This is a genomic window from Lactobacillus sp. JM1, assembly GCF_009834385.1.
Taxonomy (GTDB): domain Bacteria; phylum Bacillota; class Bacilli; order Lactobacillales; family Lactobacillaceae; genus Lactobacillus; species Lactobacillus paragasseri.
The window spans coordinates 1,116,843-1,143,436 of the sequence record NZ_CP044412.1; the positions used below are offsets into that span (position 1 = coordinate 1,116,843).

The window sequence follows — 26,594 nt, forward strand, 5'->3', positions numbered from 1 at the left end:
TTATATTTTTGCAAGAGTTTTTAGATAAACATATTTTGGAGAAGGAATTGCTTGATACTAGTTAGCTTTTTAATTTGAATCTTACTTAACTTAATTGATTTATCAATTTGCTTGAATAAAGATGATATTCTTTGTTCCTCCTCTCTATCAGATGGAACTTGAATTAAAATCTTTTCGAATAAAGGAAATTTTAAGTTCCATGTATCTGATGTTAATCCCTGTGAATGCTGTCTAAAATTAAAAAGCATTCTTTTGTTTTTAAAATAATAGTAATAAAAATTTGGATTTTCTTCTTTTTTTGGCGTAATAACAGTATATGCTGGACTAACAATTCCATTATATTTTGATACACCAACAGCTCCTTGCCACATGCGCATTGAATTATAAGCTAAATCATTTATTTTTACTTCTTTGTAATTGCTCTTATCATTAGATGAATTGTCTTTTCTATCATTCTCTGAAAAAGGATATACTCCTTTGGAAATGGATACTGATAAAAGCATTCCATTTTTATTTCTTTGATTTCGTTCTTTAAAAATAGAACTTATTTTTTGCAAATTCCATTCTTGTGTAGAAAGCTTAATTTTTTTAATGCCTTGAGTGTTCGGAAAAACATCTTGAAGTAAAGCAGATTTCATGCTATTTAAATCATTCAATTTTCGTTGCTGAAGTTCAATATGTTTATTAAGGATGTCAAATAATTTTTCTAATTTATTTTGTTCCTCTATATTTGGTAGAAATAAACGTACTTGCTCAAACCAACTATAAGTAATATTTAAAAGACCATCCATTCTAGCAGATGAAGAAATATATTTACGCAATTGAGGATCCATCTTTCTGGTTTGAAAATATACTTCAAGAAAATATGGATTAATATCTTTCTTGGCCTTAAAACTATGATATACCTTTGGAACTAAAGCTTCTGAATAAGTTTTTAACATAAATACAGTTCCAAAGGGCGCAATTTTAGAATTACCATGATTATAGGAAAGATTGCCTTTTTTTAATAGCGTATATTTCTTTTTTTCGGCACCAGCAATTACTGATGAAAATCTATTTGATTGTGTCATCCACCCTTGTTTAGCAGAAATAGTTAAAACTGGAAGATTCATGTTACCATTATTTCCCTCAACGCGCTGAGTAATATCTTTTAACTTACGTTGCTCCCATTCGTCAGTGAAGCCTTTAAACCGCAATGCTGGTACTCTTTTATCGTCACTTTTAGTCACGAGTTTCTTCCTCCAATTCCTTAATAATGGCGTTTAATCCATCCATTATATCGTCATCGTCAGATGTCAATTCTTTAAGCATCCCTACTAATTCTTTCTGGTTTTTTTGAATTTCAATATTAGTTTCATGAAGATCAGCAGCCACTTTCTTCAAATCAACAGGTGGTTCTGGAACGAAAGTATCAACGTATCGAGGAATGTTTAAATTAAAATCATTTTCTTTAATTTCATCGAATGAAGCTACATGAGCATAACGTTCAACATCTTTACGCTCTTTATAAGTATTGATTATCTTATCAATATCTTCATCTCTCAAAACGTTTTGGTTTTTACCTTTTTCAAATCCCTTAGATGCATCAATGAACAGAACATCTTTATTAGCCTTGTTTTTCTTAAGAACTAATATAACCGTCGGAATTCCTGTTGAATAGAACAAGCCTGCAGGCATCCCAATAATTGCATCAATTTGATTCTTTTTAAGTAAAGCTTCACGAATTTTGCCTTCTTTTGCTCCTCTAAAGAGAACACCATGAGGTAAAACAATTGCCATAGTTCCGTTTTGATCTAGGTGATACAAACCGTGCAGTAAAAATGCATAATCAGCTTTAGTCTTTGGAGCTAATCCATAATCTTTGAAACGTGGATCTTTTAATTTACGATCACTATTATCCCAACGTTGCGAATATGGAGGGTTAGCAACAACGACATCGAAATTTCGAGGATGATCAATTCCTTGTGCATCCACTCCATCTGGCCAATCCTGTTCGAGAGTATCGGCATTCTTCAATGTCATTCGATCATAAGAGACATCATTCATTAATAAATTCATACGTGCTAAGTTATATGTAGTAGTATTTAACTCTTGACCATAATATAAAATTTTATTTTTTATCTCTTTTTGAACAGTTAGCAATAGTGAACCACTTCCACATGCAAAATCATATACAGATGGCTTACTAATGCTTTGGTCAAAAGAAACAGTGGCAAGCTTAGCTAATACTTCAGAGACTCGATGCGGAGTATAGAATTCTCCAGCTTTCTTACCAGAATTTTCTGCAAATTTAGCAATCAGAAATTCATATATCTCAGCTAATATATCTTTGCCGTTATCATCTTGATAATCTACTTGATCAACTAAATCTATAATTTGTGTTAATGCTTTTGCTCTCGCTGCAGTAGTATTACCTAATCGTGAATTATTTAAATTCATATCATCGAATACACCAGTGAAGTCTTGAGTAGCTTTGCTATTCAAGCGTAAGTTATTATCAAAACTCTCAAACATATTTTGAAATGTATCAGGTGTAATCGTATTATTATTTACTTCATCGACAATCGTCCGCCACATATATTGTGGTTCAATTGCATATCCCAATGAACCAGCAATATCATCCAAATAATCAGCAAGATACTCGCCACTTGCTTCTTTGGCATATTCTTCATTAATGCCACTAATATCATCCGGGTTTTCATCAAACACTTTATTATCAAATAAATACTTTTCTCGTCTTTCAGACAAATAACGGTAAAACATGAAACCTAAAATATAATTTCTATATTCAGAAGCATCCATGTTTCCTCTTAATCGATTAGCCATTTCCCAGATTTGGCTTGTCACTTCTTTAGCTGTAGTCATTTATATATTTCTCCTAATATTTCTTAGTAATGTCGTCCGCAAATTCACTTAAAGTTTCTCTTAGTCTTCTTCGATATTTAATTTTAGCTAATGCTCTAACCTTTTCATCTTCTGCATCAGTCTTATAAACCAGCGATGCTTCACGAATAATGTTATCTAAATCTCCATCGATGTTTAAATCATCCATCCCTTGAACGTGGTTATAGATAATTTCATTAACTCTTTGATTGTCTTTAATATCTACTAAGCCCCATTTGCGCTTGTAAGCAAGGATCTCTTCACGCATAGAGCGATTAGAATAAGTTTCTAATAATTCATCAATATCATCTTGTTTTACAGGATATGTAGGAGCTGTCAAGTTGTTTTCTAAAATACTATCTGCAAATTGATTAATCTGCTCTGCTTTCTTGCGATCTTCCATCCGATCAGAAAGTTCTCTAATCTTCTTGGCAGTCTTTCGTGCTTCTTCTTCCTGCTTTTCATGCTTTTGATTCATTAACTCAGCTATTAATTGTTTCAGGTAGGTGTACGATACCTTGACTTCTTTGACATGCTCCATACTCAAATCAATAGCTTCAAAATCAACATTCCTGCGTTTAGCAATTCTCTTCTTTAAGGTAATAGCTAACGTTGTAGTTAAGACTTCTTCTTGTTTTTGAGATAATCCAATTTCTTTCAAAAACTTTTCAGGAGATTTTTCATCATACTGATCATCTTGTTTAGCCATTGACATCAAATGGTTATATTGCTGTAAGTCTTTTAGCATTTGATCCTGTCTATTGGCTTCTAAGTCTTGAGGCACGCTCGTAAAATTATTGGTAGTGTCACTCAGACTATTAACAACTTTCTTTAGCTCTTTTTTTACTTCTTTGAAGCTAGGCGAAATTATACCAGTCGTCGTTGGTACCTTTAATGCTTGTTGTTCATTAGCAGAATTTTTATCGCCATATTCAGCTAAAGCTTTTTTCATTAGCTTTTCGCTTTGAACTGGCCAACGATAGTTTACAATTCGTCCAAATGGCTTAGTCTGCATATCATAAACACGGTTTGTTCTGGAATATGCCTGAATTAAAGCAGAGCCTTGCAGAGTCCGATCTACATACAAAGTATTTAATTGCGGAGCATCAAATCCCGTCAGCAACTGGTCAACTACAATAACAAGATCAACGTAGTTTCCATCATAAATTGTTCGATTTAACCTCGAAACTAACTGCTCCGTATACTCTTTCGCGTCTTTAACACCAAAACTAGTGCCAAATTGCTCATTATAGTCTTTAATTGCTTCTTCAAGAGACATATTGTTTTCTAACTGATTGTCACTATTAGAATTATCTTGACTAAAAGTAATGCCAATCTTTAAAGGCTTTTTACGCAATTCGTTCTGTTTCTTAAATTCTCGGTAAAACATCATTGCCATTGGTGTTGAAGCTTTATTACCTCCAACGTGAGTAGTAAATAAGGCGTTATATTCACTATTTCTTGAGCGCTTGTCCCAATTATCTAAAACGTCTTTAACAACTAACTCGACGTGCTTTTGATTGTTATCATAAACACTGGGCTCAATCATGTCGTCCATATCTTCTGGTTGAAGATTTTCAATTCTATCTTGAATTTGTTTTTCACTATAGTTAGGATATCTTGCCTTAAAATAGGCTGGTAAGTATTGTTCTTTTAAGACTTCATCAGATAGTGTCGTTTCAAAATCAACTTTAAATCCTAGAACATTTCCGTCCCTAATAGCGTCAACAATGGTATAAGCATGAATCAAATCTCCAAAAATATCTCTTGTAGTAGGAGCTTTATCAAAATTAGGTGTACCGGTATAACCTACCCAAGCAGATCTAGTAAAAGTAGACTTAATGCTTTGAAGCATATCACCAGCAGTTGAACGATGGGCTTCATCGACAATAAATAAGATATTCTTCTTGGCAATGTCATTAATACCTTTCCTGTCTTTGACTAAAGCGGCCATCTTCTGAATAGACGTTACTATAATCCCATTACCTTTAGATTTTATTTTGTTAGCTAATACCCATCGATTTGCTGCATCAGTAACCACACCGCCATTACCATTTTCTCCTTTTTCAGGATCATAAGCACTATATTCATCAACGGTCTGATTAGTAAGAGCAACACGATCAACTAAGAATATAACCTTGTCTACATTTGGCAATCTTGAAGCAAGCCAAGCCGTCTTAAAAGACGAAATAGTTTTACCTGAACCAGTCGCATGCCAAATATATCCAATTTCTTGGTCGTTAATATCAAAATCATGTTGCCGAACTTTGTCAATTATTGAGCTAGCTGCATAAACTTGGTATGGGCGCATAACTTTAATCATTTGTTTTCTTGGCGTACCATCTAAAATCATATAGTTAGTAGCCATTTGATGCGCCATTGGTATTGACAACATGCTTGCAGTAAACTCATGCCAATCTAACACAGGAGTATTATCTTCTTTACGCTGCCACTGAAAGGCAAAAGTCTTATTAAACATCTCATCTGTAGTTCTTGCCATGTATTTTGCATCATGTGGTGTCATCCCTACTAAAATTTGTAAGGTAGAAAAGATATCACCATATTGTTGTTCATGAATATAGCGATGCATTTGATTCAGCGCTTCATCAACATCGTGATAGTCTGATTTTTCTTCAATTTGAATTATTGGCAATCCATTAATCAACAAAGTTGTATCAAAACGTCGATCAGGATAGCCAGGAATTACTGCATTTCTTTCAATTTGGTTAACGACTTGGTACCTAGTATTACCGGCACCGATTTGAGCTTGATCAAATACAGTTAAGTACACATGTTTTCCTGAATCTAAGTCAACCTCGACTTGGGACACACCATTAAGACCATATAAAAATTGACCTGCTTCATATGGCGTTTTTAAGTTGGTGATAATTCGTTTTACTTGTGCAAATTCACCCTCAGATAATGGTTCATCTAATTTGTCACGATTATTCTCTTCTAGAATATTTTTAAAGTTACTCCAAAGCTGGTCTGTAGTTTTAATTGAAGGTTCATATTTCCATTGTTTAACTCCGCCAAGAGTTTCTAATTTATGGATTAATTTATCTTCAAAAATTAACTCTGCTTTTTCGATAGCCATTCATTTTCTCCTACTCATAATATCTCTATGTATTATTCTATCTGACTTTCGTTGTAAAGAAACGAAAAATATCGAAAAACAAAAGTTTATCCCACTTTAATTTTACATAATAAAAAATATGAATAAAAAAATACAATTTCAAAAATATTTTCCTTGTTCGCTTTCTTTCAGAATTTACGTTCGATATAATACTTCTATCAAATTTACTTGGAGAAAAATCATGATCTTAAAGAAACTCTTCTAACCTCGCCGTCATATCAAAGAATTTCGTATTTTTATTGATGAAAGCATTTCTTTTCAATCTCAATCTGACAATACAACTGAAAAGTTCTATACAGGCTTTTTAGTCATCCCCACCTTTCAACTAAAAGATTTATATAACCGATATTTTCAAAAAATTTATCATTCTCGTTATAAAAAAGAGAAAAAGAGTGTAAATGTTTCAGACACGATGAATCGATTAGCGTTAGATATTGTTAAGCCTTTTCTAACTAATGCTTATATTTACCAACGCCCTACTTATCATAAGCACGATAATTCTCTTGATAATACGATTATGCAACAAGTATTAATGCTTCAATCTTACATTTACCCAATTAAGAGAATTATTGAAGATCTACGTCAGCAAAATCCTGTTGTTAACTTAAAATTAAATATTTACCTTGATCAAACTAATTTAAATTCTCAGCTTGAAAGTGAATATTTTAGCTGCAAGCTACTTTCTCAAATAATCAAAAATCTAGGCGAGAAAAACAACATATTTTTTACTTATCAAACATGTGATAGTAAAGAAGAATTAGGCATTCAAATGGCAGATATGTTCGTCGGTGCTTATCGCAAGCAAGAAAAATATGCTGCAAACGATGACAATACTACTCTCATTCCTTTTAACATTACATCAATGATTGATACACTAAATTTTCAAAATCAAGATACTTTCTTGAAATTATATGGTTTAGTAAGTATTACTATGAAAGATCCCACTAAAAAAGATTTAACAGCTTTCAAGAAATTTCTAAAAAATGAGCTAGATTCTGATTCTTACCAATATCCAAAAAGAAATAACTTTAATACTATAAGAGCCAAATTAACTAAAGCAAAAAATAAAACTTATCAAGAAGAATTCAATCGCAAACTTGTCAGAATCTTAGTTTCACTAAATAAGTCCTTGACTAAAATTTATGGAGTCAAATTACCCAAAGCTTATATCAAAAACTTAAGTCAAAAATATAACCGTAATAACTGCAATCGCACAATCGCTAATATGCAGAGAAATATAAATAAACTACAAAAAGTATAATTAAGTATCTTTAAAGTTTTTAAACTGAAGCTAAGTCTGAGAAAGTTTAACAAACAATTGGATAAATTACTATAAAAAAATACCCCTCAAATTATCTTTGAGAGGTATTCTTTACGATCAAAAGCTATTACTTTCTAAACAGTCGCTTTATTATTCTTCACTATTCAATTCATCTAACATATCTTGCATATCAATATCGTCAGGTTGAATTTGCAGATACTTCTTGATCAATTCCTTAGTTGTTGGGATCTCACGCAACTCATAGAACAAGTTAATCATCTGTCTTAAGAAGCTTGCATTCTTTTGAAAGGCTGGATATGCCAGTAAGAATTCACTCTTAGCCTTATCATAGTCTTCAAGTCTTTGATATGAGATAGCCATATTCCAGTGAGCTTGTGGTTCAAGTTCTTCATCATCAAGATCCTTAAATAAGGCGATATTAGCTTCATCTTGGTGCTGGTGTAGATATAAGTTAGATAACTGCAAACGTAAGTCACTATTGTCTGGTGCGATTTCTAGCCCCTTCTTAAGCAAGCGTTCTGCTTCGTCTAACTGATTTAAGTTAGCAGCTGCTTTAGCACCTAAGCTATATAAGACCTCATCTAGTTCATTATAAGAAAGTCCCGTCTGAGCAGTTCTCAATACTTCTTCATTGTTATCCTCTGCTGCATAAGCCTGTGCAAGTAATGGATAGGCATTTACATAGTCAGGTTGAGTTTCTATTACTTGATCTAAGTACTTAATTGCTGCCTTATTATCGCCCGCAGATAACATAATTAAACCTGCTTCATATAATGCATCAATGCTCAAAATATCATTTTCATGACTCTTAATCTCGTTGGCCGCTTCTTCGTACTCACCTAATTTTGCAAGACAGGCAGCGATTCTTTGACTTAGGACTACTTCGCCAAAGGTCTTGTTTTCTTTTGCAAGCTCGCGGTATAGTCCTAATGCTTCACCATAATCGCCACTTAAGTAGTCAAGTTCAGCTAAGCCAAAGTTAATTGCATCTTCTTCAGGAGCTAATTTATGCGCTTCTAGAAGCTTTTGACGCGCTGTTTCAATCAGACCATTACTTTGGTAATAATCAGCTAAATCAAGCAAGCTCTCGATATAAGCATCACTTTCCGGCTTTACATCATATAGAAGCTGCAAACCATCATCTTCATCGCCATCATTTAGTAAAATTTCAGCTAAGTATACCTTAAACAAATCTTCTCTTGGAAACTGAGCAATCAAATAGCGGTAAACTGCCTTAGAAAGATCAGTAAAACCAAGATCAGTTAAGTTTTCAGCTAAAGAAGCTAAAACTTCCGGATCATCATTTTCAAGTGCTTTTTTAAGAAGAATATGATTATCAGAAAAGTCATGGTTTTGAATTGCATCTAGTAGTTGTTCAGAATAAGTCATTTTTTCACTCTTTTCATTTGTGCTAACACAATAATTGTACACAAAAAACGTGCCAAGCTATACAACTTAGCACGTTTTTATTTTGCTAGTAACTGAACAATTACTTAACAGCATCCTTAAGAGCCTTACCTGGCTTGAATGCAGGAACCTTAGAAGCTGGGATTTCGATTTCAGCCCCAGTTTGTGGGTTACGACCCTTACGAGCTGCACGGTGACGTACTTCAAAAGTACCGAAACCGATCAATTGAACTTTTTCACCTTTAGCAAGATCTTCTTGAATAGAGCTAAAGATTGCATCAACTGCAGCAGCAACTTCTTTCTTGGTTAAGTCAGTTTTAGCAGCAACTTCAGAAACTAATTCTGCCTTGTTTGCCATTCCACTTCACCTCCCGAAATGAACTAATAGTATTTTAAAACAAAACCTTTAAAAAATAAGAAAAATGATTTATTCATTTATTCCCTGCAATAAAATTAGCACACTAAGACGCTTAGTTGCAAGCTTTTTCGAAGATATATCCCTATTTTTTTGAAATTTTAGGCTTATTTACGTTTTCTAGCTAAGATTTTAATTGGTGTTCCTACAAAATCAAAGTTTTGGCGCAATTGATTGATTAAAAATCTCTGATATGAGAAGTGCAATAATTCTGGATCATTTACAAAAACAACAAATGTCGGCGGAGTTACTGCAACTTGCGTCATGTAGTAGATTCTTAATCTCTTTCCGTTAACAAGTGGCGTTGGCGTAATTCTGGTTGCCTCAAGTAGCAAGTCATTCAAGACACTAGACTTAATGCGACGAGTTTGATTATCGTGAACTTCTTTAACTAGTTTCAAAATATCAGGAACTCTTTGACCAGTCTTTGCCGAAACAAAAACAATTGGAGCGTAGTCCAAGTATTGGAACTCCTGTCTAATTGTATTTTCAAAGTCCTTCATGCTTGTGCTATCTTTTTTAGGAAGATCCCACTTATTTACGACAATAATTACTCCTCGGCCTGCATCGTGAGCATAGCCAGCAACATGTTTATCTTGTTCACGAATGCCTGTGCTAGCGTCTAAAACTAAAAGTGTAATATCACTTTCTTCAATAGCACTAATCGCTCTTAGAACTGAATACTTTTCAGTCTTCTCATAGACCTTGCCTCGGCGTCTAATGCCGGCAGTATCAACAATAGTATACTTTTGCCCATCATTAGTAAAAGTCGTGTCTATGGCGTCTCTCGTTGTCCCTTCAATGTTAGAAACAATTACACGTTGTTCACCTAAAATAGCATTTACCAGTGAGGATTTTCCTACATTAGGACGACCAATTACACTAAAGCGAATCGAATCATCTTCATGTTGATTGGCCTTATCGCCGAATTCACCAACAATTGCATCAAGTAAATCACCCATCCCAGTTCCGTGACTACCAGAAACAGGAATTGGGTCGCCCAAACCTAAACTATAGAAATCATAAATATCAGTTCTTTGTTCAGGATTATCAGCCTTGTTAACTGCTAAAATAATTGGCTTCTTAGTTCGATAAAGCATCTTAGCAATTGTTTCATCCATATTAGTCATGTGCTGGGTCACATCTCCCAACATGACAATTACATCAGCTTCATCAATCGCAATTTCAGCTTGAGCCTTAATTTGCTCTTCGATTTCACCGGAGTCTAAAGTAATACCACCAGTATCAATTAGGATAAATTCATGGCCCATCCATTCAGCACGAGCATAAATTCTATCTCTGGTGACGCCAGCTTTATCCTCGACAATAGCTACGCGAGAATTAATAATTCTATTAAAAATAGTTGATTTACCAACATTTGGTCGTCCAACTAATGCAACGATGGGTAATGACATATTATTTCTACCCCTTTCTATTTATCTAAGAAATAAAAAAAGCTGACCGGAGTCAGCTTTTTTAGACGAATGACGATTAATCCTTATCTTTAAGTTGATCACCAATAATGTCACCTAAAGCAAAACCGTTGTCATTGTCATTCATGTACTTATCAGCTACAGAATCTTGACGACGACGTGGACGTGAGTTTTCACTCTTAGCAGCATTAGGATCAGCTTGCTTGATTGACAATGAGATTCTTCTGTCACTTGGGTCAACGCTCAAAACTTTAACTTTAACAGTTTGACCAACCTTTAAAACATCACTTGGCTTATCAACGTGCTTGTTAGCAATTTCTGAAACGTGTACTAAACCTTGGATTCCATCAGCTACTTCGATGAATGCACCGAATGAAGTTAAAGTCTTAACTTCACCTTCAATGATGTCGCCTTCATGTAAACCTTCAGTAGCTTCTTCAAATGGGGATGGTAAAGTTTGCTTAATTGACAGGGAGATTCTGTGTCTATCGTCATCAATACCGATAACTTTAACCTTAACATCTTGACCAGCCTTCAATACATCACTTGGCTTGTCAACATGCTTGTAAGAAATTTCTGAAATGTGAACTAAACCGTCCACACCACCAACGTCAACAAAGGCACCAAAACCAGTTAAACGTGATACTTTACCTTCAACAGTATCACCTACAACTAATTGTGAAGCAACGTTTTCGAATGCTTCTTCACGTTCCTTTTCGATTAAGTCTTTTCTTGAAAGAATTAATCTGTTCTTGTTAGGATCAATTTCAGTGATCTTCAAGTTCATCTTCTTGCCAATGTAAGGCTTCAAGTCAGAAACGTAACGGTTAGAAATAAGTGATGCTGGTAAGAAACCACGTGTACCAACGTCAACTAATAAACCACCGCGAACAGCACCAGTTACAGTACCTTCAACAGTCTTGCCTTCTTCAAAGACCTTTTCTAATTCCTTGTAAGCTTCTCTTTCCTTCAAACGAGTAACTGAGAAGAAGAATTCGCCGTTTTCTTTATCGCCACCAGCTCTTCTAAGAACTAAAGCTTCAAACTTATCACCAGGTTTTACCAATTGGTTCAAATCTGCGTTACGGTCATTAGTGAATTCACGTTTAGTGATTACACCTTCAACACCTGCATTTTCAACACCAACAGCGATTTGTCCATCTTCAACACTTAAAACTTCAACGTTAACAATGTTGCCGACTTCAACTCCCTGCATTTCTTTTAGAGCATCTAAGAATTGATTACTATTATCTGTCATAATTACCTCCCAATATCATACTTTATTTTAAAGTACTTGATGTCTTTTTTCCACACTTTTGTTTAATTTTTTTGCTTTTTTTGAATTATCTCGCTGATTTTAGCTACAACCTCATCAATAGTAAGGTTTGTTGTATCTAATTCAATTGCATCCGCTGCTTTTTTTAATGGTGAAATTTCACGATGAGAATCTTTATAGTCGCGAACTTCAATATCATGTTCAATATCTTTCAAGTCTTGGTGAATTCCTTTTTCTTGAAAATCTAAAAAGCGTCTCTTAGCTCTTGATGCAACACTAGCGATTAAGAAGATCTTTACCTCAGCATCTGGTAAAACTGTCGTCCCAATATCACGGCCATCCATAATAACATTATGCTTACCAGCCATTTCACGCTGTAATTCAACCATCTTTTCACGAATTGACTTCAAGGCTGACACTTGAGAAACATTCTCAGTAATTTCTGGAGTTCTAATGGCAATTGACACATCCTTGCCATTTACATAAACCTTCTGTTCTCCATCTTCTTGCTTAAATTCAATTGTGCTCTTGTCAACCTGGTCTAAGATCGCCTTTTCATCCCCATAGTCAACGTGATTGTCGTGTGCAATTAATGTACATGCTCGATACATTGCACCAGTATCGATGTAAATATAGCCTAAATTATGCGCGATAATTTTAGCAACTGTACTCTTCCCCGCTGATGCAGGACCATCAATAGCTACTTGCATTAAAAAATTGAGTCCTTTCTTTTTCATTCAAAGTAAATTCTACCATAAAACAAAAACCAGAAGTCACTCGACTTCTGGCTAAACATAATTCTTTTAGAAAATATTTTAGAAATTACGTCTTACAAACTTCTCTAGAACAGGTAATAAAGTTTTCGCTAAAATCAAAACAACAATACTGTTAATCAAACCCTTAATTAAGTTGAAAGGAATAATAGCAGAAACAACGTAAGTTAAAAGTGATGAGTTTAACTTAAATCCCATTAAAGAAATATACATTGGAGTTAGAACAAAATAATTTGCTAGTGACATTACTACCGTTAAAGCTAGTGTACCGACAATTAAACCAAAAATTTGATATTTTACTTTATCCTCATGTTTTTTACTGATGAAATAAAATGGCAAGATATAAGCTAAACTTGCTAAAAACGCAGCTAGTTGTCCAATCATTGAAATTGGATTAAAACCAGAAATAAAAAGACTCAATAATGACTTAAAGAGTGCAATCATTGTTCCGCCCAATGGTCCAAAAACTAAGGTGCTCAAGGCAACAAGTGAATCCGAAAAGTCCATCTTCAAATAATCAAAGCCTGGAATAATTGGGACTTCAATTTTCATAATTAAAAATGCCAATGCACCAATCATTGCCCAAGCAAGCCAATAAGCAAGTCTGACATGACTTAAACTAGTTTTTCTTTGCATGATGATTCCTCCATAACATACAAAAGGCCTGTTGCCTCAGCAACAGACCTTATTAATCTAAATCATGTTTAGTTTTTTAGTCTGTCTTCTTCCATCTAGACTTTAACTATCGGTACCTAAGGTTCAACTACATCGTAGCTCGCGGACTCTAACCGCCGGTCGGGAATTTCACCTTGCCCTGAAGACAACATCCTTTTATTTACTTTTTACAAGTAAATGATAATACTTCTTAACTAAATTGTAAATAATAATGTTTTTTAATTACTTAAGTTTAATTGATTGACCAATACTAATACTATCAGCTGATTCTAAACCATTAAGCTGCTCTAAATGATGCACTGAAGTGTTATTTTCACGAGCAATTTTTGATAAAGAATCGCCTTCTTGAACAGTGTAAGAACTTGGAGCTTGATTTTGTGACGAGCTGCTTCCACTGTTATTCTGCCAGGTATTTTGATTATTTTGGTATGAATTTTGGTTTGCTTGTTGAGTTTGGTCTTGAGTGGTAGTTTGACTAGCACTAGAAGCATAAGATTGGGTACTGCTTTGGCTAGTTTGACTACTTTGAGACTGACTAGTTACAGCTGGAGTTACGTCATGAGATTGGCTTGACGATTTCTTCTCTTCTTTCTTCACACTACTCTTAGACTTACTCTTCTTCGAAGAACTACGCTTAGGCTTTTTACTCTTAGATTTATGAGACTTAGAAGAACTCTTTGAAACTTTAACACTCTTTTCAGCCAAGTTATTAGAATTAGAGTGCAACTTTGAAGAAACAATCGGAATCAAGGCAATCAAAATTATTGCAACTATAATCAACCCAGCCCATAACTGACTATGGTTTGTACCCTTAGAGTTCTTATCTGGACGACTAGGAGTTGGTTCGGGTGCAGGCTCTGAACGGTGGCGATGATGCATCGCACTTCTAGACGTTGTCGGACGTTCAAAATGCTTGTAAGGACCCTTAGGTTCTTGATTGTCCTGAGATTTATTTTCCTTCATTCCAAAATCCTCCACAATTATAGATTATTAGTTTTATTTTATCATAGCTTGACAAGTAGCGTTAGTCAGATAAGTGATTTAACCGAGAGACTTCTTCATGCGTTAATTCACGATATTCACCTGAAGTCAGTGATTTTAAAGTCAAGAAAGCATACTTTTCACGAGATAATTTTTCAACAAAATGATGAACTGCTTCAAACATCCTCTTAACTTGGTGATAATGCCCCTCATGAATTGTTAATTGAACAATTTGAGTATTTTTCTTTTCATCAGTCTTCAAAATCTTCAATTTTGCTGGCGCACTCTTACGTCCATCAATTCGAACCCCATGTGTAAGAGAGTGAATATCTTCTGGAGAAAGAAGTCCTTTAATTTTTGCCACATAAACCTTTGGTACTTCATTACGAGGATGCATCAACTTATTAGCTAATTCACCATCATTAGTCATTAATAATAAGCCTGAAGTATCATAATCAAGACGACCAACTGGATATAAGCGATATGGTACATCTTCAAAAAAGTCAACAACAGTCTTTCTTCCCTTATCATCTTTTACTGAAGAAATTACGCCACGAGGTTTGTAAAACAAATATGTGTGGGGTGTTTCTTTCTCAATTGGAACTCCATTTACTTCAATTTTGTCGCTCGGTTCAACTTTCGTTCCCAGCTTAGTAATTCTTTTACCATTAACAGTTACTTGCCCAGCTGTAATCATTTTCTCAGCCTTACGTCTTGACGCAACGCCAGCTTGTGCAATTACTTTTTGCAATCTTTCAGCCATTTTACTCTCCTTCATCAAAATTTATTTCTTTGCTATTTCTCTCATCCTGATCAAATAAGTTCACAGGATTGTCATCTGATTCAAACTCTTCTATTACTGGTAAATCAGCCAAACTTTCATAGTTAAAATACTGTAAGAAATAGTCTGTAGTCACATATAAGTTAGGGTGGCCAGGTACGTCTTTTTTACCATTTACTTTAATCAGTCCACGCCAAACTAAAGTCTGCAATGCTCCTGATGAGTTAACACCTCGTAAATCATCAATTTCAACCCGTGTTATCGGTTGACGATATGCAATAATTGAAAGTATTTCGAGAGCTGACTGACTTAAGTTCTTCGATAAGTCTTTTTGGAAAAATTTAGAAATAACATCTCCGCATTCTGCACTGGTAGTTAATTTATAAGTATGATTAATGCAGATCAGTTGTAAGCCAGAGTTCTCATCATTTTTAAGTCGATCTTTTAGATGATTTGCTAACTCTCGTAATGCCGATGGTGAAATTTCTAATAATTGTAATAAATTATCTGTTTCCAAACCATCATCCCCTGCTGCATAAAGGAGAGCTTCTAATTGTGCTTCTTTACTTGCCATTAGTCTCAACTTTCTCTAATTCTAGGTCACCAAAGTCTCTATTTTGCTTTACTAAAATTTTATGATCACGACATAATTCTAAAACTGCTAAAAACAAACCAATTACATGATCAAGATCCTGAAAATTCTTAATACAGTCAAAAAAGCTAACCTTTTTTCTATGGTGAAGTTTATCCTTTAAAAATGTCGTCATTTCTTCAATTGAAGTTTCATGAACTTCTATTTGCCCTACTTGTGGTTTTCTTAATTTAAAGCGCTCCAAAACGACCTTAAAAGTATTAGCCAGCTCATCACTTGTAATTTCTCCTAAGGGAAGAGGTTCAACTTCTTTTTTAGGCGAAACAGATGGATCTTTAGCCACAGTAATTGGCATTTCTTCATCTCGCTTCTTAAAGTATTCCGCAATTCTTTGAAAAACTGAATATTGGACCAGCTGCTCAACTAGTTCAGCACGCGGGTCTTCCTGATATTGATCTTCTTCAACAAAGTCATTTTTGGGAAGTAAATATTGTGATTTAATTCTAAGAAGAGTTGATGCCATCACAAAATACTCGCCAGCAATTTGCAAGTCTAAAGTCTGCCAGCGAGCCAAATTAGCTAAGTATTGTCCAGTAATCTTCGCAATTGGAATATCGTAAATATCTATCTTTTGTGATCTAATTAAGTGCAAAAGTAGATCTAATGGTCCCGTAAAATTTGGAAGATCTAAAGTTAATTCATCGACATTATTCATCGGTCTTATCTTCCTTTAAATAGCTTAATAAAAAGGCCCAGTCAGGTAAAGCGGTAATCATTTTATCAGGATAAAGATGCTTTAGATCTTTCATTACCAAGCGTTTGGTTTCTGAATCACGCATTGTTGGATCAAGAGATAGATAGCGAATAATTATAAAGTCTTTTTCTTCTTGAATGCCAATAATACCTCTTGCGTTACCCTTTTCTTTATAAATAAGAACTTCAAATTGATTAGAATCACTAGTATATAACTTCATCTCTTCTTGTAAGTTCTTAATATTTTTAAAATCTGGAAGATAAGACAAATATCCCATTACAGTTTTTTCATAGTCTTTTTTATATTTGCTGATCATAATATTTAAGCACGTGGATGTGCTTGATTATAAACCTCCAAAATATGCTTCTGCGTCAGATTAGTATAGATCTGCGTAGTTGTAATATCACTATGACCCAAAATTTCTTGAACTACACGCAAATCTGCCCCGTTTTCAAGCAAATGAGTAGCGAAAGTATGTCTCAAAGTATGGGGAGTAACATTTTTAGTTATTCCAACCAGCTGACAATACTTTTTTATCTTCTGCCAAACAGCCTGTCTCGTTAGTTGATGACCATGATTGTTTAGAAAAATTACATCAGTAAATTGACCGCTTTTTAGTACTTGAGCGTCCCTAACATCCTTTTGATACTTTTCAAGCCACGATAAAGCAACTTCAGTAATTGGTACAAGTCGTTCTTTCGAACCTTTACCACGAACTCTAATAATTTTTAAATCAGAATGAATATCACCAGTTCGTAAATTTATTAATTCACTCACCCGCATTCCAGTTGCGTAAAGTAACTCTAGCATCGCACGATCTCTAATTCCTAATGGCGTATTCGTATCAGGAGCCGCAAGTAATTTATCTACTTCTTCTTCGCTTAAAGCGGTTGGCAATCTTCGTTCACTTTTTGGGGAATCGATTTTTATTAATGGATCACGTTCAATTATATCCTGTCTTAAGAGCCATTGATAGAATTTTCTCAAACTAGAGATCATTCGACTAATTGAAGTTGTTGCCTTGCCCTTGTCTTTTTGCGTAGCAAGAAAAGCGTCAACAACTAAATAGTCAACTTCCCAGCTTGTTTCATTTTGATCTTGTAAATAATCTAAATATTCTTCTAAATCAGTTCGATAAGAAATAATGGTATTAGGACTTAAGCCACGTTCCACTTGACTGAAACGTAAATAATCTTCTAAATTATCCTTCATCGTTTGTGTCTGATTCATCTTTTTCTACCAAGCTAATTGTTCCTGCATCTTTATCTTCAGTAATTAATCTATTTTTTAATAAATGACCTAAAGCGCGTTTAAAGGCTGACTTAGAGATACCAAAGTGATTCTTAATTTCTTGAGCATCGCTTTTATCATAAAAAGGTAAGGTCTTAGTTGCTTCACGGCGTAAACTTACTAAAATCATTTGAGCATCATCATCAATCTCCTCAAAGCCTCGAGGAAGAACGCTCAAATTCAATCTACCATATTGACTAACCCCGATTACGCGTGCCTTAATTTTTTGCCCTAGACGCAAGGGACGGAACATTTCAGACTTATGGACAAAGGCTAAGTAATATTGATCAGTAATTACAAAAGATCCAACTTCATAGTTACGGTACACAGTACCAGACATATTTTTGTTTTCCAAATGCGCAGGAAAATTGGCAGCTAACTGTTCAAAAACATCTTCTTCTGCCATCTTAGCCCAAATACGTTCCTTATCATCGGTCTCAAGGCGTACCAACAAACGATCATCTTTCTTTGGCCATTGATCTTTTTCAAGTGGAAGATCATCTAAAGAAACAACAACGTCTTTATCATTTAATCCGATATCTAAAAATACACCCAAATCACGGCGCACTTCAGTTACTGTAGCCCAACCATACTGATCTTTTTGAGCAAAAGGATAAAATTGCGTCATTTCCTTCTTTTTATCCTTATTTTCATAGATAAAGCCCTGTACTTCGTCACCTAAATGGATTGGTTCATCTTGTGTAACTTCTATTTTTTTTAATTCAAAAGTTACGCCATCAACCTGTACATAAAAAGCAGTTTGATTTTCATCAGTAACTTTTCCTTTTCTTATTTCACCTAACATATCAGCGCCTCAATCCTTCTAATTTGTCTGTCACCTATATAGTATAAGGAAAAAAAGACAAAAATAAAATAGCCAGCTTTCGCTGACTATTTTAATAAGCTAATTAATTTAGATTAAAGGTTAGTTGCTTCACCTTGGTAAACAGCACCACGACGAGCATCAACAGTAATCTTAGAACCATCCTTGATCTTTTCAACTGCATCAGTAGCACCAACAACAACTGGGATACCAAGTGAAAGACCAACAACAGCTGCGTGGCTAGTTAAACCTGAAGCTTCAACTACCATACCTGAAGCCTTCTTGATTGCTGGTAAGTAATCCTTATCAGTAGTCTTAGCAACTAAGATGTCACCATCTTGAACTTTGCTGTTTGCTTCTTCAGCAGAAGTTGCAACTACAGCTTTACCAATAACTGATTGTTCACCAACACCTAAACCTTTAACAAGTTGGGTACCGATCAATTGTAACTTCATCAAGTTAGTAGTACCAGTTTCACCCAAAGGAACACCAGCAACGATAATTACCAAGTCGCCGTCTTTTGCAAGACCAGTTTCTTTAGCAAGTTCTGCTGCCTTGTCAAACATTTCTTCAGTAGTCTTAGGCTTTTCAACCAACATTGGCTTTACACCCCAAACAACACCTAATGAGTGTTCGATCTTTTCGTCGAAAGTCATAGCAATGATATCAGCGTTTGGACGGTACTTAGAAATCATACGTGCAGTGTAACCAGATTCAGTTGCTGCAATAATAGTCTTAACGCCCAATTCTTCAGCAGTTCTAACAACTGATTCACCAATAGCTTCAGTAACGTTTGAACCCTTGTATTCTTCAAATCTTTGAAGAGCTAACTTGTTACGCTTAGCAAGTTGCTTTTCAGTACGCATGTCAATTTCAGCCATAGCCTTAACAGCTTTAACTGGGTAAAGACCATTAGCAGATTCACCTGAAAGCATAGTTGCGTCAGTACCATCAAGAACAGCGTTAGCAACGTCAGTAACTTCGGCACGAGTTGGACGTGGGTTTTCTTGCATTGAGTCAAGCATTTGAGTAGCAGTAATAACTGGCTTACCTAATGCGTTACATCTTCTGATTAATTCCTTTTGTACGAATGGAACATTGATAAATGGAATTTCAACACCCATGTCACCACGAGCAACCATTAAACCATCAGAAACCTTTAAGATTTCATCGATGTTATCAATACCTTCTTGTGATTCAATCTTAGGGAAGATCTTTACGTATTCACAGTGTGCTTCTTCAAGCAATTGACGAATGTCAAGAACATCTTGTGCTTTACGAACAAATGAAGCAAAGATGAAGTTGATACCTTCCTTTAAACCGAACTTAATATCGTTAGTATCTTTTTCAGTGATACCTGGGAGGCGAATTTCAACACCAGGAGCGTTAACACCCTTCTTAGAACCAATTAAACCAGTGTTTTGAGCTTCACAAACTAATTCTCTCTTAGTGTCATCTTTTTCCTTAATCAAAAGGTCAACTAAACCATCATCGATTAATACGTGACCACCAACGTGAGTATCATCGTAAAGTCCATCATAGGTAACGTGGATCATGTCCTTGTTACCCTTCTTAGTGTCATCCATAGAAATACGGATAGTATCACCAGTGTTAATAGTGAACTTGCCGCCTTCTTGTTCAGTAGTTCTAATTTCGGCACCCTTAGTATCAAGAGCAATGCCAAGAAGTTTACCAGTCTTCTTTTCAATCTCACGAACCATGTTCATACGTGCACGGTGTTCTTCGTGGTCACCGTGTGAGAAGTTGAAGCGGAATACGTTTGCACCTGCTTCAGCTAATTTAGTAATAGTCTCAACATCGTTTGAGGCTGGCCCTAAAGTACTAACAATTTTAGTTTTCTTCATCTTGAAAAAATCTCCTATAATACAAAATCAAAAACTACTTGGCTAAGTCTTTGTTTAATGAGTATAACGCATAATTACCGTGGTGTTTTGCATCAAACAAATCAAGAATATCATGGTGAGAAAGCTTGTTGTTTTCAATTCCAACAGCTAAGCCGCCTTTACCTTCAAGTAACAACTTAACAGCATAAGCACCCATCTCGCTTGCTAATACACGATCACGAGTTGTTGGGCTTCCACCACGTTGCATGTGACCTAAGATATTAGCACGAGCATCAAAGTCGCCATACTTAAGAAGTTCATCCTTAAATTTATTAGCGTCCATAACACCTTCTGCTAAAACAACAATTCCATGCTTCTTGCCATTAGCAAATCCTTGCTTCAAGTTTTCAGCAATTTCCTTAATGTCATAAGGCTCTTCTGGGATAACAATTGCATCTGCGCCAGTAGCAACACCAACGTGCATTGCAATATCTCCACAATCACGACCCATAACATTTACAACAAATACACGTTGGTGACTTGTTGCAGTATCACGAATTTTATCAATAGCTTCCATTGCAGTATTACATGCAGTGTCAAAGCCAATTGTGAAATCAGTGTAAGGAATATCATTGTCGATTGAACCAGGAAGACCAATAGCATTATAACCATGTCTTGTAAGCTTCAATGCACCATGGTAAGAACCATCACCACCGATGACAACTAAAGCATCGATTCCGTGCTTCTTTAATTGTTCGATTCCCTTAAGTTGAACTTCTTCTTCCTTAAATTCTGGGAAACGAGCTGAATAAAGAAAGGTACCGCCGCGGTTAATCTTGTCCGCAACTGTTTCAGAAGTCATTTGGAAAATATCGCCAGCAACTAAACCAGCATATCCATAACGAATTCCGCAAACTTCGATACCGTTTGCCAAAGCTGTACGTGTAACAGCTCTAATGGCAGCGTTCATACCAGGGGCATCTCCACCACTAGTTAAAATACCAATCCGTTTCATGAATTCACCTCTACGATTTTCTGTGTTTTACTCACATCGGTTTTATCGTACCATTTTTTTAACTCATTGTCTTCAAAAATAATCCTATTTTTTTCGTTAATAAAACCTGCTAAATAAATGTTTTCGCTTTCAATCCTATCAGAATCTATTTTGCTAGAATTTAAAAGTTTTAAATTAATCTTTAAAATTAACTTTGCGAGCATTTGAAAGTAAAAACTGCGTCTTTGTCGGACTAAAGCGATCACTTTGCGTCTTCACCTGCAATAAATATATTTCGCCAATCTTTAAATTTTCTCCTACTTTCTCCCATACCTGAGGAAAGATCGTAAAATCTTTATCGCCACTACTATCGCTAAAGACCGCGAAAGCCATATTATCACCTTTTTTAGTGGTGATTTGCTTTATCTTCATTAATTTGCCAACTGCAATCCCCTGTTCATTGTTTTCAAAAGCCTGCAATCTTTTTGCGTTATACTTTCTAGCATATTTTTGAACAGCAATGATTGGGTTAATTCCAGTACTAAAGCCCATTGCTTCTACTTCCATCGCTGATTTTTCAGCAGCAGTTGGCATTTTTTCTTCTTCGATTTTGGGCTCCAAAGTTTCAAATAAAGATAAATTTGAACCTGCCATCTTTACACTTTCAACTAGGTCTTTATTTATTTTTAAAAGTTCATTTCGATTTGGAGCTAGTCGATCAAAAGCACCTGCTTTAATTAAATTTGCAATAGCATCAGCACTCAACAAATTATTATCAATCTTCCACAAGAAATCAGTCATTGACTTAATCGGACGCTTAATTTCTAATATTTGTTTCAGCAAATCACTTCTTAATCCGCGAACTGCCTTCAAGCCAACTAAAATTTTGCCGTTTTCAAGCGAAAAATCCGCCTTACTGTTCTCAATATCTGGTGGCAAAGCCTTAATTCCAGCTTCTTGTGCTTGCATCAAGTATTGAGCGATCTTATTACGATTACCAATATTACTGTTCAAAAGAGAAAGATAAAAAGCGCCAGGATAATGAACCTTAAAATAGGCAAGCCAAAAGGCGATTTTACTATATGCAACTGCATGCGAACGGTTAAATCCATAATTAGCAAACTGAGCAATATAATCATAAACCTGCTCTGCTATCTCTTTTCGTCTGCCAAGTTTTACAGCGCCTTGAATAAACTTCTCTCGTTCTTTTTGGATCACATCAGCGTTTTTCTTAGACATAGCTCGCCTTAAAAGATCGGCTTCACCTAAAGAAAAACCAGCTAAAACTTGAGCCGTCTGCATAACTTGCTCTTGATAAACTAAAACGCCATAAGTTGGTCCTAAGATTTTTTTTAAGCTAGGATCAGGATATTGAACTTTTTCCTTGCCATGTTTTCTATTAATGAAATGACCAATATTATTCATTGGACCTGGGCGATATAAAGCATTTACAGCGACAATGTCTTCAAAACTGTCAGGATGAAGCTGCTCTAAAACGCGCTTAATTCCATCGGATTCAAATTGGAAGACGGCATCTGTGTCACCACGCTGAAATAAAGCAAGCGTTTCTTGATCATTTAACGGAATCTGATTAGGATCAATTTCAACTCCTTCTGACTTTAATGCTGCAATAATATTGCCTAAAATAGTTAAGTTTCTTAAGCCTAAAAAGTCAATTTTCAATAATCCTAAGGACTCAACATTTAATTTGGTTTGCTGCGTTACAGGTATTCCTAAAGGTCCCGCCTGTAAGCCCACAATCTCTGCTAATGAATCATCAGTGATTACTAAACCAGCTGCATGAATTGAATAATGACGCGGCAAATTTTCTAAATGCTCAGCAGTCGCAAATAGAATTTTACTAAAAGCATTTGTATTAACTAAAAGCTGTAACTCTTTTGATTTTTGATATGCTTCTGCTAAAGTGATTTTTCCTTTTGCATGCGGGATTGCATCTAACCAGCGATAGGTTTCAACTTTATTTAGTCCAAAAACACGACAAACATCTTTTAAAACTTGCTTAGCAGCCAAAGTACCAAAGGTTAAAATTTGGGCGGCGTGATTCATCCCGTATTTTTCAAACATATATTTTATTACTTCATCACGTCGATTATCTGGAATATCTAAGTCAATATCTGGCATTTGCTGACGAGCGGGATTTAAGAAACGTTCAAATAACAAATTATATTCAAGTGGATCGACTTCAGTAATTCTTAAAGCATATGAAACAAGTGAGCCAGCAGCTGAGCCTCGTCCAGGTCCAGTTGTAATGTGAACACTATGGGCAAAGTTCATCACATCCCACACAATAAGAAAATAATCATCAAATCCCATCTCATTGATTACTTTTAGTTCATAATCTAATCTTGCTTGGTATTTTTCCGGAATCCTTCCCTTAAATCTTTTAGCAAGTCCATTTTGTGCTAATGAATGCAAATATTCTTTTGATGTTGGAAACTTATTTTGTTTGAACTTTGGCAATTGAGGATCTTGAAACGTAATCTGAGCACTGCAAATTTGACCTATTTTTTCAGCGTTTTCTAAAGCATCTTCAATCCCAAATTTTCGATAATTAACCTGCAATTCTTCGCTATTTTTTAAGTAATGCGAACCAGCTTGCTTAGCTAATTGCTCCACATTTTCTAAATGGGTGTTACTCTTAATAGCTTGCAGAGTTCTTCTTAAAAATTGTTCGTTACGATTAAGATATTGTCCGTCTTCAACCGCAGTTAACAATAACTCAAATTGCGTTGCTAATGAACGAAGATAATTTATATATTCTTGCTGTCCTTGATCAGCATAAACGCCTAAATAAATTGATGAAGATGTAGGAACAGAATCTTTCAGTGTACGGATATAATTAGCTCCCATTTTAGGATTGTTAGCTTGCAGCATCTTTAGTTCGCTATGTATGTTACTAGGCGTAATTATAACTAAGTGACCGAGATATTTTTTTAATTCTTCAAGCTCTAAAACATTTTCTTTTTCACCATTTTCGGTTAAAAGATTGACCGCACTTGATAAACGCAAAATATTTTTATATCCTTGATCGTCTTTAGCAATGACAATTAAATCATACTTATTTGCCTGGTCAACCAAGCCGTTGATTCTTAACTGCATCCCTAATAAAGGCTTAATTCCAGCTTCTTTTGCAGCTTTATAAAAATTAACTAAGCCATAGGTAATATTTACATCCGTCAAGGCGAGTGCAGAATAACCTTTTTTCTTTGCATTTTTAGCTAAATCTTTAACTTTAGTTGGACTCTCCAGTAATGTAAAACTACTAAGGTTTTGCAGACTCACTGCTCCCATATGCTCACCCTTTCTAATAATTTAAGTATAGCAAATTCTCTCTTCTTGGCTTGCGTAAAACTCTTATTTTTGCTAAGATACCTAGCGAAAGAAGGAGAAATTATGCGCTATATTATTACTATGGTTTGGTCATGCATTTTTTGCGAAGTTATCGGTTTTATCGCTGCATCTTTAACTCAGATGCAATTTAATCCTATGCAATCTTTGATTATTGGCGCAGTCTTTGGCTTGCTATTCGCAATTATTATTCCCGCCATTACTGCCAAGAGTTACAAAGACAAGAGTAAGTACAACAAACTTTAATTGAACTAAATTTGAACATTTTAAAAAGCTGTTTCGTAATGAAACAGCTTTTTTAGTACCTTAATTAATAAAATTTGTAGTTTTTAGCAGTATCTACTTTAATATCACCATGAGTTAAGTATTCGCTAAACATTTGAACGTAGTCCTGATCAAAGATCTTTTCAATCTTATCCATGCTGTAAGCTGGATAAAATCCTCCGCCTAAAGCACGATAATTATTGACAGCTAACTTGTATACCTTATCATTTTCAAGATCTTTCCCATTTAAGGTTACTTTAGTCAATCGATGACCAACTGGTCTTGAAAGATCAGCTTCATATTTTACTGGGTAGAAAAGATCAAAATGATAAAGCATTGGCTTAGGTGTAATCCAACGATCAATAAATTTGATTTTACCGTCTTTATCTTTTTCTAAGAATCCAGCTGAATATTCAATAATTTCTTTTAATTCTTTTCCAGTCAACTTAACAATGCAGAGTTGATTTGCATATGGATAGTTTAATAATACTTCGCGCATTGTTACATTCTTTGAAAAGCCATGGGCAGATTCAGACATAATTGCTGTTGCTGAAACATCTGCCCCAGTAAACCAAAGTTGCATTTGTTGAATAAGATTGATAAAAGGTGCTCCCTCAATTCTGCCTTTGATAGCATCATCAATTGGTGCAGGTTCAGATAAATGCGCAATAGGTTGATCTAGCCATTTTTGTGTTTCTTCATCAAGACTCTTAACGATCTTTTCAATTGCTGGATCTGGTGCATAATCTTTACTATCAATCAATTTGGTAGTCATATCATTGATTTTAACTTTACCATTCGTGTCTTTATCAAAATCAATGATCACTTTACCTACTGCTTCTCCGCGGTAGCCTGGCTGAACAATGGCCGTGTTACGAGTAACTAAGTTCAAGCGACGATGTTGGTGTCCAGTTAAAAAGACATCAATTTCCGGGATTTCAGTTAAAATCTTATAGCCCTCATTTTCGCCTGTATGAGGCTCAGTTGCTTTACCAGTCAATGGATCACTTTCAAAACCACCATGATATAGAGCACAAAGAATATCTACTTGTGGACGCAATTTTTTAGCTAATTTAGCAAGTGCTTCATAACCAGAAACAAACTTTAAGCCTTTAATATGATCCTCTGACTCCCAGTGAGAGATATACTGAGTAGTAATTCCCATAATACCTATCTTTAGACCAGCTTTTTCAACAATTGTATATTCTTTTCCAAAGAAAGGTACATTAGTATCTGCATCCAAAACATTATCATTGATAAATGGAGCACGATTGTTATCAACATAGTACGATAAATAATCCAAACCATAATTAAAGTCATGGTTACCTAATGCACGTGCATCATATCCCACTTCATTATAAGCTTCAGTAAATTTACGCAATCCTTCGTCTTCAGGCAACTTTTGAGTATAGCTAGCTAAGGGGGAACCTTGTAGACAATCTCCGCTATCAGTAACTAGGACATTGTCTGCACCATATTTTTCTTTTTCACTTTTAACCACGCTACTTACGCGACTAAGAGAAATTGGAGCATCATAGTTGTCTTTATTTTGATAATCAGTTGGCATCAAAAAGCCATGCGTATCACTTGAGTGTAATATAACTAATTTCATTAATACCTAT

Annotated in this window: 22 protein-coding genes and 1 riboswitch; of the genes, 2 read left to right on the top strand and 20 right to left on the bottom strand. The window is 35.1% G+C overall.

All coding sequences use genetic code 11. From position 1 onward, the window contains the following. Positions 1–20: 20 nt before the first annotated feature. The 3 genes from F3I00_RS10800 to F3I00_RS05740 are packed head-to-tail and all read right to left on the bottom strand — an operon-like array spanning position 21 to position 5,980. Positions 21–1,229 (bottom strand): restriction endonuclease subunit S, encoded by a 1,209-nt coding sequence (locus F3I00_RS10800; protein WP_020807020.1) that lies wholly within the window; start codon positions 1,227–1,229, stop codon positions 21–23. Further along, complete coding sequence (locus F3I00_RS05735) at positions 1,222–2,865, bottom strand: type I restriction-modification system subunit M (protein ID WP_020807021.1); 1,644 nt, start codon at positions 2,863–2,865, stop codon at positions 1,222–1,224. Before F3I00_RS05735 ends, F3I00_RS10800 begins: the two co-directional genes overlap by 8 nt. A gap of 13 nt (positions 2,866–2,878) precedes the next feature. After that, positions 2,879–5,980 carry a type I restriction endonuclease subunit R gene (locus tag F3I00_RS05740; protein ID WP_113533101.1) on the bottom strand — a complete coding sequence of 1,034 codons (3,102 nt, stop codon included), beginning with the start codon at positions 5,978–5,980 and terminating at the stop codon, positions 2,879–2,881. A gap of 289 nt (positions 5,981–6,269) precedes the next feature. On the opposite strand from F3I00_RS05740, the gene F3I00_RS05745 reads away from it, so the two are divergent. Continuing rightward, the gene (locus F3I00_RS05745) at positions 6,270–7,280 is read left to right on the top strand and encodes a DUF3800 domain-containing protein (protein WP_231110775.1); all 1,011 of its coding nucleotides are present in this window, start codon (positions 6,270–6,272) and stop codon (positions 7,278–7,280) included. A 150-nt stretch (positions 7,281–7,430) separates the two neighbouring features. Here the strand turns inward: F3I00_RS05745 and F3I00_RS05750 are convergent, their stop codons facing one another. From F3I00_RS05750 to F3I00_RS05830, 16 genes are all read right to left on the bottom strand, one after another. Continuing rightward, on the bottom strand, positions 7,431–8,690 hold the full coding sequence (locus F3I00_RS05750; RefSeq protein WP_020807023.1) for a tetratricopeptide repeat protein: 1,260 nt from the start codon (positions 8,688–8,690) through the stop codon (positions 7,431–7,433). 100 nt (positions 8,691–8,790) lie between these two features. After that, positions 8,791–9,066, bottom strand: coding sequence for an HU family DNA-binding protein (locus tag F3I00_RS05755; protein WP_003647403.1), 276 nt, complete (start codon positions 9,064–9,066; stop codon positions 8,791–8,793). Between the two features lie 164 nt (positions 9,067–9,230). After that, on the bottom strand, positions 9,231–10,538 hold the full coding sequence (gene der, locus F3I00_RS05760; RefSeq protein WP_020807024.1) for a ribosome biogenesis GTPase Der: 1,308 nt from the start codon (positions 10,536–10,538) through the stop codon (positions 9,231–9,233). A 76-nt stretch (positions 10,539–10,614) separates the two neighbouring features. After that, positions 10,615–11,814, bottom strand: coding sequence for a 30S ribosomal protein S1 (rpsA, locus tag F3I00_RS05765; RefSeq protein WP_020807025.1), 1,200 nt, complete (start codon positions 11,812–11,814; stop codon positions 10,615–10,617). A gap of 62 nt (positions 11,815–11,876) precedes the next feature. After that, a complete protein-coding gene (gene cmk / locus F3I00_RS05770) occupies positions 11,877–12,542 on the bottom strand; it encodes a (d)CMP kinase (RefSeq protein WP_020807026.1) in 666 nt (221 codons plus the stop codon). Between the two features lie 105 nt (positions 12,543–12,647). Next, a complete protein-coding gene (locus F3I00_RS05775; RefSeq protein WP_003648712.1) occupies positions 12,648–13,241 on the bottom strand; it encodes an ECF transporter S component in 594 nt (197 codons plus the stop codon). Between the two features lie 79 nt (positions 13,242–13,320). Then, a riboswitch (FMN riboswitch) is annotated at positions 13,321–13,431 on the bottom strand. Positions 13,432–13,502: 71 nt separating this feature from the next. Beyond that, positions 13,503–14,243, bottom strand: coding sequence for a LysM domain-containing protein (locus F3I00_RS05780; protein ID WP_020807027.1), 741 nt, complete (start codon positions 14,241–14,243; stop codon positions 13,503–13,505). Between the two features lie 61 nt (positions 14,244–14,304). Beyond that, a complete protein-coding gene (locus tag F3I00_RS05785; RefSeq protein WP_020807028.1) occupies positions 14,305–15,024 on the bottom strand; it encodes a pseudouridine synthase in 720 nt (239 codons plus the stop codon). A gap of 1 nt (position 15,025) precedes the next feature. Further along, positions 15,026–15,616, bottom strand: coding sequence for an SMC-Scp complex subunit ScpB (scpB, locus tag F3I00_RS05790; RefSeq protein ID WP_020807029.1), 591 nt, complete (start codon positions 15,614–15,616; stop codon positions 15,026–15,028). Continuing rightward, positions 15,606–16,349, bottom strand: coding sequence for a ScpA family protein (locus tag F3I00_RS05795; RefSeq protein ID WP_020807030.1), 744 nt, complete (start codon positions 16,347–16,349; stop codon positions 15,606–15,608). The genes scpB and F3I00_RS05795 overlap by 11 nt, the downstream gene beginning before the upstream one ends. Next, complete coding sequence (locus tag F3I00_RS05800; protein WP_003648707.1) at positions 16,342–16,704, bottom strand: hypothetical protein; 363 nt, start codon at positions 16,702–16,704, stop codon at positions 16,342–16,344. Before F3I00_RS05800 ends, F3I00_RS05795 begins: the two co-directional genes overlap by 8 nt. Positions 16,705–16,709: 5 nt before the next feature. Beyond that, complete coding sequence (gene xerD, locus F3I00_RS05805) at positions 16,710–17,600, bottom strand: site-specific tyrosine recombinase XerD (RefSeq protein ID WP_035425666.1); 891 nt, start codon at positions 17,598–17,600, stop codon at positions 16,710–16,712. Then, positions 17,590–18,483, bottom strand: a complete 894-nt coding sequence (locus tag F3I00_RS05810; protein WP_020807032.1) for a S1 RNA-binding domain-containing protein — start codon at positions 18,481–18,483, stop codon at positions 17,590–17,592. The genes xerD and F3I00_RS05810 overlap by 11 nt, the downstream gene beginning before the upstream one ends. A gap of 113 nt (positions 18,484–18,596) precedes the next feature. Then, on the bottom strand, positions 18,597–20,366 hold the full coding sequence (gene pyk, locus F3I00_RS05815; RefSeq protein ID WP_003648704.1) for a pyruvate kinase: 1,770 nt from the start codon (positions 20,364–20,366) through the stop codon (positions 18,597–18,599). Between the two features lie 34 nt (positions 20,367–20,400). After that, positions 20,401–21,360, bottom strand: a complete 960-nt coding sequence (gene pfkA, locus F3I00_RS05820; RefSeq protein WP_003648703.1) for a 6-phosphofructokinase — start codon at positions 21,358–21,360, stop codon at positions 20,401–20,403. Positions 21,361–21,534: 174 nt separating this feature from the next. Beyond that, the gene (locus F3I00_RS05830; protein ID WP_065169689.1) at positions 21,535–24,651 is read right to left on the bottom strand and encodes a DNA polymerase III subunit alpha; all 3,117 of its coding nucleotides are present in this window, start codon (positions 24,649–24,651) and stop codon (positions 21,535–21,537) included. A 102-nt stretch (positions 24,652–24,753) separates the two neighbouring features. On the opposite strand from F3I00_RS05830, the gene F3I00_RS05835 reads away from it, so the two are divergent. Then, complete coding sequence (locus F3I00_RS05835) at positions 24,754–24,954, top strand: YjzD family protein (protein ID WP_003650447.1); 201 nt, start codon at positions 24,754–24,756, stop codon at positions 24,952–24,954. Between the two features lie 64 nt (positions 24,955–25,018). On the opposite strand, the gene F3I00_RS05840 is transcribed toward F3I00_RS05835, so the two are convergent. Continuing rightward, positions 25,019–26,584 (bottom strand): bifunctional UDP-sugar hydrolase/5'-nucleotidase, encoded by a 1,566-nt coding sequence (locus F3I00_RS05840; RefSeq protein ID WP_020807035.1) that lies wholly within the window; start codon positions 26,582–26,584, stop codon positions 25,019–25,021. Positions 26,585–26,594: the final 10 nt, after the last annotated feature.

Bases quoted from the DNA above. Each gene is read 5' to 3' on its own strand.
- F3I00_RS05795 (WP_020807030.1), bottom strand. From the start codon at position 16,349: ATGAATAATGTCGATGAATTAACTTTAGATCTTCCAAATTTTACGGGA.
- F3I00_RS05740 (WP_113533101.1), bottom strand. From the start codon at position 5,980: ATGGCTATCGAAAAAGCAGAGTTAATTTTTGAAGATAAATTAATCCAT.
- F3I00_RS05840 (WP_020807035.1), bottom strand. From the start codon at position 26,584: ATGAAATTAGTTATATTACACTCAAGTGATACGCATGGCTTTTTGATG.
- cmk (WP_020807026.1), bottom strand. From the start codon at position 12,542: ATGCAAGTAGCTATTGATGGTCCTGCATCAGCGGGGAAGAGTACAGTT.
- F3I00_RS05735 (WP_020807021.1), bottom strand. From the start codon at position 2,865: ATGACTACAGCTAAAGAAGTGACAAGCCAAATCTGGGAAATGGCTAAT.
- F3I00_RS05755 (WP_003647403.1), bottom strand. From the start codon at position 9,066: ATGGCAAACAAGGCAGAATTAGTTTCTGAAGTTGCTGCTAAAACTGAC.
- rpsA (WP_020807025.1), bottom strand. From the start codon at position 11,814: ATGACAGATAATAGTAATCAATTCTTAGATGCTCTAAAAGAAATGCAG.
- pfkA (WP_003648703.1), bottom strand. From the start codon at position 21,360: ATGAAACGGATTGGTATTTTAACTAGTGGTGGAGATGCCCCTGGTATG.
- scpB (WP_020807029.1), bottom strand. From the start codon at position 15,616: ATGGCAAGTAAAGAAGCACAATTAGAAGCTCTCCTTTATGCAGCAGGG.
- F3I00_RS05780 (WP_020807027.1), bottom strand. From the start codon at position 14,243: ATGAAGGAAAATAAATCTCAGGACAATCAAGAACCTAAGGGTCCTTAC.
- F3I00_RS05800 (WP_003648707.1), bottom strand. From the start codon at position 16,704: ATGATCAGCAAATATAAAAAAGACTATGAAAAAACTGTAATGGGATAT.
- pyk (WP_003648704.1), bottom strand. From the start codon at position 20,366: ATGAAGAAAACTAAAATTGTTAGTACTTTAGGGCCAGCCTCAAACGAT.
- F3I00_RS05775 (WP_003648712.1), bottom strand. From the start codon at position 13,241: ATGCAAAGAAAAACTAGTTTAAGTCATGTCAGACTTGCTTATTGGCTT.
- F3I00_RS05810 (WP_020807032.1), bottom strand. From the start codon at position 18,483: ATGTTAGGTGAAATAAGAAAAGGAAAAGTTACTGATGAAAATCAAACT.
- F3I00_RS05785 (WP_020807028.1), bottom strand. From the start codon at position 15,024: ATGGCTGAAAGATTGCAAAAAGTAATTGCACAAGCTGGCGTTGCGTCA.
- F3I00_RS05750 (WP_020807023.1), bottom strand. From the start codon at position 8,690: ATGACTTATTCTGAACAACTACTAGATGCAATTCAAAACCATGACTTT.
- F3I00_RS05835 (WP_003650447.1), top strand. From the start codon at position 24,754: ATGCGCTATATTATTACTATGGTTTGGTCATGCATTTTTTGCGAAGTT.
- F3I00_RS05830 (WP_065169689.1), bottom strand. From the start codon at position 24,651: ATGGGAGCAGTGAGTCTGCAAAACCTTAGTAGTTTTACATTACTGGAG.
- xerD (WP_035425666.1), bottom strand. From the start codon at position 17,600: ATGAAGGATAATTTAGAAGATTATTTACGTTTCAGTCAAGTGGAACGT.
- der (WP_020807024.1), bottom strand. From the start codon at position 10,538: ATGTCATTACCCATCGTTGCATTAGTTGGACGACCAAATGTTGGTAAA.